Source organism: Guyparkeria sp. (assembly GCF_046540515.1).
GTDB lineage: Bacteria > Pseudomonadota > Gammaproteobacteria > Halothiobacillales > Halothiobacillaceae > Guyparkeria.
This window is the reverse complement of record NZ_JBKHFB010000004.1, coordinates 43,949-53,705: the sequence shown is the minus strand read 5'-3', so window position 1 is coordinate 53,705 and position 9,757 is coordinate 43,949. Positions and strand designations below refer to the sequence as shown.

The 9,757-nt window shown below is 68.1% G+C and carries 12 protein-coding genes; 4 read left to right on the top strand and 8 right to left on the bottom strand.

Annotation, left to right across the window (positions count from 1 at the left end; genetic code table 11):
- The 6 genes from ACLFRM_RS01100 to ACLFRM_RS01075 all read right to left on the bottom strand — a co-directional run.
- On the bottom strand, positions 1 to 797 hold a 797-nt coding region (locus ACLFRM_RS01100; RefSeq protein ID WP_410753747.1), incomplete at its 3' end, for a hypothetical protein.
- Positions 794 to 1,423 carry a histidine phosphatase family protein gene (locus tag ACLFRM_RS01095; RefSeq protein ID WP_410753746.1) on the bottom strand — a complete coding sequence of 210 codons (630 nt, stop codon included), beginning with the start codon at positions 1,421 to 1,423 and terminating at the stop codon, positions 794 to 796. The genes ACLFRM_RS01100 and ACLFRM_RS01095, both read right to left, overlap by 4 nt.
- A gap of 188 nt (positions 1,424 to 1,611) precedes the next feature.
- Positions 1,612 to 1,818, bottom strand: a complete 207-nt coding sequence (locus ACLFRM_RS01090) for a DUF3185 family protein (RefSeq protein ID WP_410753745.1) — start codon at positions 1,816 to 1,818, stop codon at positions 1,612 to 1,614.
- 133 nt (positions 1,819 to 1,951) lie between these two features.
- The gene (locus ACLFRM_RS01085) at positions 1,952 to 2,863 is read right to left on the bottom strand and encodes a hypothetical protein (RefSeq protein ID WP_410753743.1); all 912 of its coding nucleotides are present in this window, start codon (positions 2,861 to 2,863) and stop codon (positions 1,952 to 1,954) included.
- A gap of 39 nt (positions 2,864 to 2,902) precedes the next feature.
- On the bottom strand, positions 2,903 to 3,484 hold the full coding sequence (gene ampD / locus ACLFRM_RS01080) for a 1,6-anhydro-N-acetylmuramyl-L-alanine amidase AmpD (protein WP_410753742.1): 582 nt from the start codon (positions 3,482 to 3,484) through the stop codon (positions 2,903 to 2,905).
- Complete coding sequence (locus ACLFRM_RS01075; RefSeq protein ID WP_410753741.1) at positions 3,460 to 4,128, bottom strand: CinA family protein; 669 nt, start codon at positions 4,126 to 4,128, stop codon at positions 3,460 to 3,462. The genes ampD and ACLFRM_RS01075 overlap by 25 nt, the downstream gene beginning before the upstream one ends.
- 142 nt (positions 4,129 to 4,270) lie before the next feature.
- Here ACLFRM_RS01075 and mutS point away from each other — a divergent pair, with 142 nt between their 5' ends.
- Positions 4,271 to 6,853 (top strand): DNA mismatch repair protein MutS, encoded by a 2,583-nt coding sequence (gene mutS, locus ACLFRM_RS01070; protein ID WP_410753740.1) that lies wholly within the window; start codon positions 4,271 to 4,273, stop codon positions 6,851 to 6,853.
- Positions 6,854 to 6,865: 12 nt separating this feature from the next.
- Here the strand turns inward: mutS and ACLFRM_RS01065 are convergent, their stop codons facing one another.
- Entirely contained in the window at positions 6,866 to 7,126 is a 261-nt protein-coding gene (locus ACLFRM_RS01065; RefSeq protein WP_410753739.1) for a type II toxin-antitoxin system RelE family toxin, read from the bottom strand.
- On the bottom strand, positions 7,113 to 7,346 hold the full coding sequence (locus ACLFRM_RS01060; protein ID WP_410753738.1) for a CopG family transcriptional regulator: 234 nt from the start codon (positions 7,344 to 7,346) through the stop codon (positions 7,113 to 7,115). Before ACLFRM_RS01060 ends, ACLFRM_RS01065 begins: the two co-directional genes overlap by 14 nt.
- Before the next feature lie 154 nt (positions 7,347 to 7,500).
- Here ACLFRM_RS01060 and ACLFRM_RS01055 point away from each other — a divergent pair, with 154 nt between their 5' ends.
- The 3 genes from ACLFRM_RS01055 to ACLFRM_RS01045 are packed head-to-tail and all read left to right on the top strand — an operon-like array spanning position 7,501 to position 9,751.
- The gene (locus tag ACLFRM_RS01055; RefSeq protein WP_410753737.1) at positions 7,501 to 7,962 is read left to right on the top strand and encodes an NUDIX domain-containing protein; all 462 of its coding nucleotides are present in this window, start codon (positions 7,501 to 7,503) and stop codon (positions 7,960 to 7,962) included.
- Positions 7,959 to 9,086, top strand: a complete 1,128-nt coding sequence (gene mnmA / locus ACLFRM_RS01050; protein ID WP_410753736.1) for a tRNA 2-thiouridine(34) synthase MnmA — start codon at positions 7,959 to 7,961, stop codon at positions 9,084 to 9,086. Before ACLFRM_RS01055 ends, mnmA begins: the two co-directional genes overlap by 4 nt.
- 38 nt (positions 9,087 to 9,124) lie before the next feature.
- On the top strand, positions 9,125 to 9,751 hold the full coding sequence (locus ACLFRM_RS01045) for a lysogenization protein HflD (protein WP_410753735.1): 627 nt from the start codon (positions 9,125 to 9,127) through the stop codon (positions 9,749 to 9,751).
- Positions 9,752 to 9,757 lie beyond the last annotated feature (6 nt).

Sequence of the window (9,757 nt, the reverse complement as noted above, 5' to 3'; positions counted from 1 at the left end):
CCATGCGGCCAGAAGCTGCTGATAATGGGTTGCCCCCTGGCGGCGCGCGCGTCGTTGAGCGGCTGGGGGTACAGCCACATCTGCAGCTCGGTCAGCCATTGGCGCAGCACCGGGTCGCTGCGCTCCTCGTCGATGAACACGCCGGCATTGCGATTGAGCAGGCAGGCGAGCGGCGCACCCGCCCGATGGAAGGCCGCGCTCGCCGGGCCGACGCCGTCCACGCGGGATTCGGCCAGCAGATAGGTCTGGCGGCCGATGCGGACGGCCTGCATGCCATCCGCCGCGAGCCAGGGGTTGATCCCCTCGAGCAGGCCAACGAGTTCCTCTTCGCTCAGGGCGAGAAAGCGCGGACCAAAGGTGATGGCGTGATCGGTCTCGGGCTTCAAGTGAACCGGGTCGAGACACAGCAGGCGCGCAAAGCCCTGCCGGCGCCAGTCGGCGACCTGCACGGCAAAGCCATCACGCGTCCCACCGGCCAATCGCCAGTCCCCGAGGGCACGGGAGAGCGCATTGACCGGAGGCGGCGTGGCGTCACTCACGGTAGCCAAGGCGGCCACGGCGAGCGCGTCCGGGTCGTCGCAGACCACCTCGTTTTCGACTTCGCCGGCGCTGGGGCCGGGCTCGAAGCGACCGTCGAGGCATCGAGCCAGTGGATGGTCGGGCGACTCGCCGCCACCGGCCGGCTCCTGCGGCCAGGTCCAGACGGGATGCGAGAAACCGCTTTGCTCGTCGGCGGCGGCATCGAGCGGCTCCAGGCCGAGGATGCCCAGTTGCAGGTCGACGTCCTGGCGCGTCACGCCTCGTCTCCCGGCAGGGCGTTGTCGAGACACAACAGGCGTCGGCCGCGTGCGTTGTGGCGGATGGAGAGCATGGCAGCGTACTCGGTCTCGACCTTGGCGATCGCGGCCATCGGCGCACCCAGCACCCAGGCGCAGGCGGCGCGCATGACGATCGCGTGCGAGAGTACCAGCACGGACTGGCCGGCGTGGTTTCGCTCCAGGCGCTCGAGCCCGCGCGTGACGCGCTCGAAGAAGTCGCCCATCGGTTCGCTGCCCGGCGGGCGGCCGTCGACCGGGTCGGCGAGAAAGGCCGCGTGCTGTTCGGGATAGCGCTCGGGGATCTCGGCGTGGCGCAGGCCCTCCCAGGGACCGAAGCCGATCTCGCGCAGGTCCGGGTCGACTACCAGTTCAAGACCGCGACGCTCGGCCACCGAGGCGGCAAACGCCCGGCAGCGGCGCATCGGCGAGGTGGCGATCACGTCCCAGTCGGCCTGATCGCGCGCCTCGAGCATTTCCAGGCGCCGCTCGAGCTGCTGCCAGCCGAGCTCGCTCAGCGGGTCGTCGACGGCATCGCCGCGAAAACGGCGGCCGCCGACGGGCTCACCGTGACGAATCAGGTCGAGTCGGGTGGTCTGGGCGGTCATGGACGCTCGCGGTTCGAATTCGAGGCGGGATTCTATCAGTCACGCCAGGGGAACTCTGCACGAATGCCATACCGCTCTGCACGCTCTGAGCCGGGTGAATGCAAGGCGCTGTCCTCCGCCAGGACTTTGCGACGAAGGGTGAGCGACGGCGAGGACTGCCGCCAGAAAAGGCGGTTAGCGGGCGATCGTCATTTCTTGCCGAACACGAGCAGGACCAACCCGACCACGGTGCTTACGCCGCCGGCAATCCAGTAAAGCATCGTCTCGTCCGTGAACTCCCCGGTAACCGCCTCGGCAACCTGGTCATCGAGACCCTGCGAGGCCTGGTAGCCGAAAAAGAGCAGGATGAGGCCCAGCACCAGCAGTGCCAGACCGATGATTTGCTGCGTCTTCATGATTACTCCTCCTGGAGCGGAAAGCCGCTTCAAGTGTAGGCGTTCGCTCCAGCTTGCGCCCGGGCGTCCGGGCTGCAGCCGCGGTGTGTGCGTGCACGAACCGACCGTAGCAGGCACAGGAAACGGTGTTCGATCACGGCACCCAGCCGATCATGGTGAGCACCGCCACCAGCGCCATCCCGAACAGCAGGGCCCGCCACACAATGGCGTGGGCGGCCCGGTACCAGGTGCGCTGGTCGGCCAGGCAGGCGTTCTCGTCGAGACATTCGTCGGCGCGCTCGATGTCGATGACCGCGTGTCCGACTCGCGCGATCAGGCCGATCGAACCGGCCTCCCAGGTATCCAACGCACCGTGTTCCCAACCCTGGGATGCATCGCCACGCCAGGCGTTCAATCCACGCTGGAACGAGCCGGCCAGCAGCATCAGCACGGTGAACACGGGGGCGGCGGGCAGGACCAGCAGGGCATGGGCCTTTCGCTGCCAGCGACGCACCCACCCCGAGTCGTCTGTCTCGTCGGCGTCGCCCACCGGTTCCTGTGCCAGCCATTCGGTCAGGCGGTAGAACAGTGCCCCGGCCGGCCCGAGCAGCACGAACCAGAACAGCACCAGGAACCATTCGCTGAAGGCGAGCACGATGATGCGCTCGCCCGTCTGGCGGGTGGTCGCGGTGGCCGGGTCCACCGGCGTGCCGTCGAACAGCACGCGGCGTGCCGCCTCGACGGTCTCCTGATCGTCTTGCCCGGCGGCATCCAGCAACTGGCGGTTGATCTCCGAGGTGTTGCGCGGCGTGATCACCAGCAGCAGCACGAGCAGCGACACGACCCAGCCGATCCAGCCGTTACCGCCGGCCCCCAGCCAGGCCAGCAGCACCACGGGCAGTAGCAGCCAGACGAGCAACCGGGCGGTCGTGTCGCCGATCATGCCGGCGAGCGTATCGAACACCTCCACCGTAGCGCGGTGCGGCCAGCGCTCCGACCGCCATCGCTGGAAGAACTCCAGGAAGCGATCGATGGCGACGACGAGGATCAGGACCAGGAGTTTCATCGCGCGGTTGTCCTCAGGGGTGGCGGGAATGGAATGACGTCATGCCGTGGCCAGCCCCTCGGGCAGCCGGGAGGCCAGGTGCCCCCAGTCGAAGGCCGGGCCGGGATCGGTCTTTCGCCCGGGGGCGATGTCGCTGTGACCGCGCACCGCATGCACGCTCGGATACGCACGCTTGATCGCCGCGAGCACCCGGGCGAGCGTCTCGTACTGGACGGAGGTGTAGGGCTCGGTGTCCGTGCCCTCCAGCTCGATGCCGATGGCAAAGTCGTTGCAACGCGTGCGTTCGCCGAAGCGCGATTCGCCGGCATGCCAGGCGCGCCGATCGAAGGGCACGAACTGCGTCACCGAGCCATCACGGTAGATCACCACGTGGGCGGAGACACGCAGGTCGCGGATCTCCGCGAAATACGGGTGTTCGCCGGGGTCGAGCCGGTTGGTGAAAAAGCGCTCGATCGCCGTGCCGCCGTATTCGCCCGGCGGCAGGGAGATGCCGTGGATCACGACCAGCTCGATGCGCTCCTCGCGCGGGCGAGCATCGCAATTCGGCGAGGCGACGTAGCGCACGCTGTCGAGACGCTGGGTGGCAGGATCGATGTTCACGCAGTCGAGCCCTCGGACCATTTGAGACCGGCTACGGGCCAGTGTGCCGGCGACCAGCCATCGGCGGCCGGTACGCTCCATTCCTTGCCACCAAGATGCGCGCACAATCCCCGTAACGCCACATCGACCGCCGCCTCGCGGATCGCCCCGCGGTCACCGGGAAACCGAAACCGGGTGGCAAGGTCATGGATGCCGGCCTGAGGCGTCTCCCGCCCCGCGGACGGCCGCACCGCCCAGCCGATCCAGACCGTGCCGACCGGCTTGGCCTCGCTGCCGCCGCCCGGCCCGGCCACCCCGCTGATGGCGACCGCGTAGTCGACCGACGCGCGTTCGAGCGCCCCTCGTGCCATCGCCGTGACCACCTCGCCGGAAACCGCGCCCACCTCGGTGAACAACGCCGCCGGCACACCGAGGTCGCGCTGCTTGGCCCGGTTGCTGTAGGTGACCCAGCCGCCCTCGAACCACGCCGAGCTGCCGGCCAGCGCGGTGAGATTGGCGGCCAGCAGCCCGCCGGTGCAGGACTCGGCGACGGCCAGGCGCAGGCCGCGCGCGGCCAGTGCCTCGCCCAGGCAACGGATGCGCGCAGCGCGATCGAGGTCGTGATCGTCCATGGCATCCAGCCCGTGCCAGTCGGGTGGGTGTTGCGCCTCGTCGGGTTGAGTCATCCGGTTCCTCCGCCCCTCGTGTTACCCGTTCCGTGGCCGGGTTTTCGTTACAATGCCGCGCATGACGAAAACGACATCGCCCCGCCCCGCCCCGTCGTCGCAGACGGCCGGAGAGACGGACGACCTCAGCGCGCATACGCCCATGATGCAGCAGTTTCTCCGGATCAAACAAGACTATCCGGACGTCCTGCTGTTCTACCGTATGGGCGACTTCTACGAGCTGTTCTTCGAGGACGCGCGGCACGCGGCGAGGCTGCTCGACCTCACCCTGACACAGCGCGGCAACTCGGCCGGCGAGCCCATCCCGATGGCCGGGGTGCCGGTGCATGCCTACGAATCCTACCTCGCACGCCTCCTGAAGGCCGGCGAGTCGGTCGCCATCTGCGAGCAGGTAGGCGACGTGCAGGCCAAGGGGCCGATGAAGCGCGAGGTGGTCAAGGTGGTCACCCCGGGCACCGTCACCGACGAGGCCCTGCTCGAGCAGCGCCAGGCGCATCGGCTGGTGGCGGTCTCGCGCACCCGCGCCCGGGGCCGCGAACGCCTGGGACTGGCGCACCTGGATCTCTCCAGCGGCCGCTTCGCCATCATGGCCCCTGCTGGCCCCGACGAGCTGGCCACCGAGCTCGCCCGCGTCGACCCGCGCGAGCTGCTGCTGCCCGAGGGGCTGTCCATCGAGGCGCTGACCGACGGGCTGTTCCGCGCCGAGGGAATCAGCCGCGAACGCCCGGTGTGGCACTTCTCGAGCGACACGGCCAGCGAGACGCTGTGCGCGCAGTTCGGCACCCGCGATCTCGCCGGCTTCGGCATCCACGCGGACAACCGCCAGGCACTCGATGCCGCCCTCGGCGCGGCCGGCGCGCTTTGGCAATACGTCAACGACACGCAGAAGACGCATCTGGGCCACATCGACGGGCTGGCCGTGGAGCAGACCAGTGATGCCCTTCTGCTCGACGTGCACACCCGCCGTCACCTGGAACTGTTCGAGGACAGCCAGGGACGGCCGGACGGGGCCTTGATCGGACTGCTGGACCGCACCGCCACGGGCATGGGCGCCCGTCGCCTGCGCGAGTGGCTGGCCCGCCCGCTGCGCGATCACGAACGGCTTTCCGCCCGGCACCAGGCGATCGGGGAATTGCGCGAGCGCGCGTTGCCCGCGGCACTCTTCGAGGCCCTGCGCCAGGTCAACGACATCGAGCGGATCACCACCCGCATCGTGCTGCGCACCGCCCGCCCACGCGATCTGGCCGCCCTGCGCGACTCGTTGCACCAGTTGCCCTCGTTGACCGCGACGCTCGCCGGCTGCGAGCAGCCGCTGCTGGCCGAGCTGGTCGACGAGCTGGCCGACCTGCCGGAGGTGCGCGAACTGCTGGATGCGGCCATCGCCGAGAAGCCCTCGGTCTGGCTGCGCGACGGTGGCGTGATCGCAAGCGGCTTCGACGCGGAGCTCGACCGCCTGCGCGGGCTGTCCGAACGCGCCGACACCACGCTCACCGCCATGGAGGAGGACGCGCGCCGCCAGTCGGGAATCGAGAACCTGAAACTCGCCTACAACCGGGTGCACGGCTACTACTTCGAGGTACCGCGCAGCCAGTCGGCGCGCATGCCCGAGAGTTTCACCCGTCGCCAGACGCTCAAGTCCGTCGAGCGCTACACCAACGACACCCTGAAGACCTTCGAGCAGGAGGTCCTCACGGCCCGCGACAAGTCGCTCGCCCGCGAGCGCGAGTGCTTCGAGGCCCTGCTGGTCACCCTGGCCGGCCACCAGGGCGAACTGCGCCGACGGGCCAACGCCCTGGCGGACCTGGACACGCTGGCCGCGCTCGCCGACGTGGCCGAACACCACGGCTGGAGCGCGCCGCGGTTTCGCCGCGCGCTGGGCGTGGACATCCGCCAGGGGCGCCACCCGGTGGTCGAGGCCAGCAGCGAGGCGGTGTTCGTGCCCAACGACGCCGAGCTGGCGCCCGACCGGCGCATGCTCCTGATCACCGGCCCGAACATGGGCGGCAAGTCCACCTACATGCGCCAGACCGCGCTGATCGTGCTGCTGGCCCACGCCGGGGCGCACGTGCCGGCCGAGGAGGTCGAGATCGGCCCGATCGACCGGATCTTCACCCGCATCGGCGCCTCGGACGACCTGGCCTCGGGGCGCTCGACCTTCATGGTGGAGATGACCGAGACCGCCGAGATCCTCCACCACGCCACCGAGCGCTCGCTGGTGCTGATCGACGAGATCGGCCGCGGCACCTCGACCTTCGACGGCCTGGCGCTCGCCTGGGCGGTCGCCGAGCACCTGCTGCAGAAGAACCGGGCGATGACGCTGTTCGCCACCCACTACTTCGAGCTGACCACGCTGGCCGAGCAGTTCGAGGCGCTGGTGAACGTGCACCTCGAGGCGATCACGCACAACGGCGAGCTGGTGTTCCTGCACGGGGTCAAGGAGGGCCCGGCCAACCAGAGCTACGGCATCGACGTGGCCCGGCTGGCCGGCCTGCCCCGCCCCACCATTGGTCGGGCACGCCGGCTGCTGGAGAAGCTCGAGTGGCAGTCGCACGCCGGCGGCGAGGCGCCGCAGATGGACCTGTTCGCCGCCGAACCGGTCGCCGAACCCGTCGAGCCCGACCCCGACCCGTTGCTCGAGGCGATCGACGCGCTCGACCCAGACGAGATCAGCCCGCGGCAGGCGCTGGAGCTATTGTACGAGTGGAAGGCGCGGCGTCAGGAGTAAGGGTCACGACCATCAACGCCGGTAGACATGCCGGCGATGTCCAACCTTGACTACGGTCACCACGAGTTCGTCATCGACGATCTCGTACAGAATCCGGTAATTGCCCTGTCGGACGCGGTACCGCTCCTGTCCGGAGAGCTTCTCGCTTCCGACCGGACGAGGGTCGTCCGCCAATGCCTCGATCCGCTTGAGAATCCGCCGCACATCGCGCACGGGTATCGGGCGAAGGTCCCGCCTGACGGATTTTCGGAATCGCAGCCTAAAGCTTGCCATCGGCCTTCAGTTCATCGAGCAGTGCCTCGTAGCTGATCGTCGGCTCGGCCACCCTCTCCTCGAACGTCGCCAGGTCTTCCTGGTCTTCGGCCAACGCCGCACGCACCGCTTCGTTCACGATCTCGGAAATCGAGCGCTGTGACTGCGCCGCCTTCATGCGCAGGGCACGATGCAGGCTCTCGTCAAAGTAGATCGTGGATCGTCGGGTTTCCGTGGTCATGGCAAACGCCTCCGTTGAGCATGTCTGATATGGAACATAGCATCAAGACGTTATGACGTCACGGTGTCTTCAAGCCGTCCTTGCCGTCACCAACACCCGAGATGAACATCACGTATCCACCCTCCCGGCATGCACGGGCCGGTATAATGCCGGGATGGATATCGAGCATGCCGATCGCCCACTCGTCTCGCTGACCGTCGCCGGCATCGCCCGCCGGGGCCATGAATACCTGCTCGTCGAGGAGCACATCCGCGGCCAGCGGTTCCTCAACCAGCCGGCCGGGCACGTCGAGCCGGGCGAGACCCTGCTCGAGGCGGTGATCCGCGAGGTGCGCGAGGAGACCCGCTATGCCTTCGAGCCGACCGAACTGCTGGGCGTCTACCATGACAACCCGCGTGAAGGACGTCGGGTGCTGCGCGTGGCGATCATCGGCGAGATCGGCGACGACACGGACGACCACCCCCTGGACGACGGCATCCTCGCCGCGCACTTCATGAGCCGCGAGGCGCTCGAACGCACCGAGATCCCGCATCGATCGCCGTTCGTCACCGCCGCCATCCGCGACTTCGAACAGGGGAATCGCTATCCCCTCGACCTGCTGCACTCGATCCGATGACCGAAACCTCTCTGGACGATCCGATCCCCCCTGCCCCAAAGGACGCCCCCCGCATCATGGTGGGCCTGTCCGGCGGGGTGGACTCCTCGGTGGCCGCCCTGTTGCTCAAGGAGGCGGGCTATCGCGTCGAGGGCCTGTTCATGAAGAACTGGGAAGGCGACGACGATGACGAGTACTGCGCGGCCAAGGACGACATGCTCGATGCCATGGCCGTGGCCGACAAACTCGGCATCGAGTTTCATTACGTCAACTTCGCCGGCGAGTACTGGGACCGGGTGTTCGAGCATTTCCTGCACGAATACCGGGCCGGCCGGACACCCAATCCCGACATCCTCTGCAACCGCGAGATCAAGTTCCGCGCGTTTCTCGATCACGCCCGCTCGCTGGGCGCGGATGCCATCGCGACCGGCCACTACGCCCGACGGATCGACGATGCCGACGGCGTGCACCTGGCGCGTGGCGTGGATGCGAACAAGGACCAGAGCTACTTCCTGCACGCACTCTCCCGAGAACAGGTCGGGGCGGCGTACTTCCCGCTGGGCGAGCTGGAAAAACCGCGCGTGCGTGAAATCGCCGCCGCCCATGGGCTGATCACCGCGGAGAAAAAGGATTCGACCGGCATCTGTTTCATCGGCGAACGACGCTTCGCCGATTTCCTCAGGACCTACCTGCCGGCGCAGCCCGGCCCGATCGAGACCCTCGAGGGCGAGCGTCTCGGCACCCACCAGGGGCTGATGTACCACACCATCGGCCAGCGCCAGGGGTTAGGGATAGGCGGGACCAAGGCCCACGGCGAGGCGCCCTGGTACGTGGCCGGCAAGGACCTCGCAAGCAACACGCTGCTGGTGGTACAGGGCAAGAACCACCCGGCCCTGTTCGCCGACCGGCTCGAGGCCGAGCAAGTCCACTGGATCGAACCGCCACCGGCCGACCGGCCGCTGACGGCCAAGATCCGCTATCGTCAACCGGACCAGGCGGTGCGCATCGAGCAGGACGGCGACCGATTGTTCGCCACCTTCGAGGCCCCGCAACGCGCCATCACCCCCGGGCAGTCGATCGTGTTCTACGATGGGGCCATCTGTCTGGGAGGCGCGGTCATCACCCGCGCGCTGCCCCGGGCCTGAGACTGACCACCACTCATCACCACAGCGGCTTCGATTGCATGGCACGAGATACCGACGACCAACTGATCGCCATGGCCGGCATGACCCAGGCCTTGCAACTGATCCAGACACTCGCCTGGGAGGGGCGTGTCGCCGACCAGTCGGCGCTCGAGGCGAGCATCGGTTCGCTGTTCGCCTTCGACGCGCCGGACACGGCCAGCATCTACGGCGACCTGCCCGGGGTGCGCTTCGGCATGAAACGCCTGACCGAGCTGCTTGCCGGCAAGTCGCGCGAACCGAGGGACCTGGAACTGACCCGCTACGTGGTCACCCTGTTCGCGGTCACCAAGGCCTTCCGTCGCGATGACGAGATGGCGGCAAAGCTGTTCTCCCGCCTCGAGGAGCTCAAGCCCGCCTTCGACCAGCACGGCGCCGACAGCGGCCTGATGGCCGACCTGAACAACCTCTACCGCAGTACCTTGAGCAACCTGCCGCAGAAGTTCGTGATCAACGGCGAGAAGCACCATCTCGAGGACATGGCGATATCGTCAACGGTCCGCGCCCTGCTGCTCGCCGGGGTGCGCGCCACCATTCTCTTCGACCAGGTGGGCGGGCGGCGCTGGCGTCTGCTGTTCCAGCGCGGCAAGTATCTGGCCCGCGCCGAGGAGATGGCCCGACGCCTCTGAACCGCC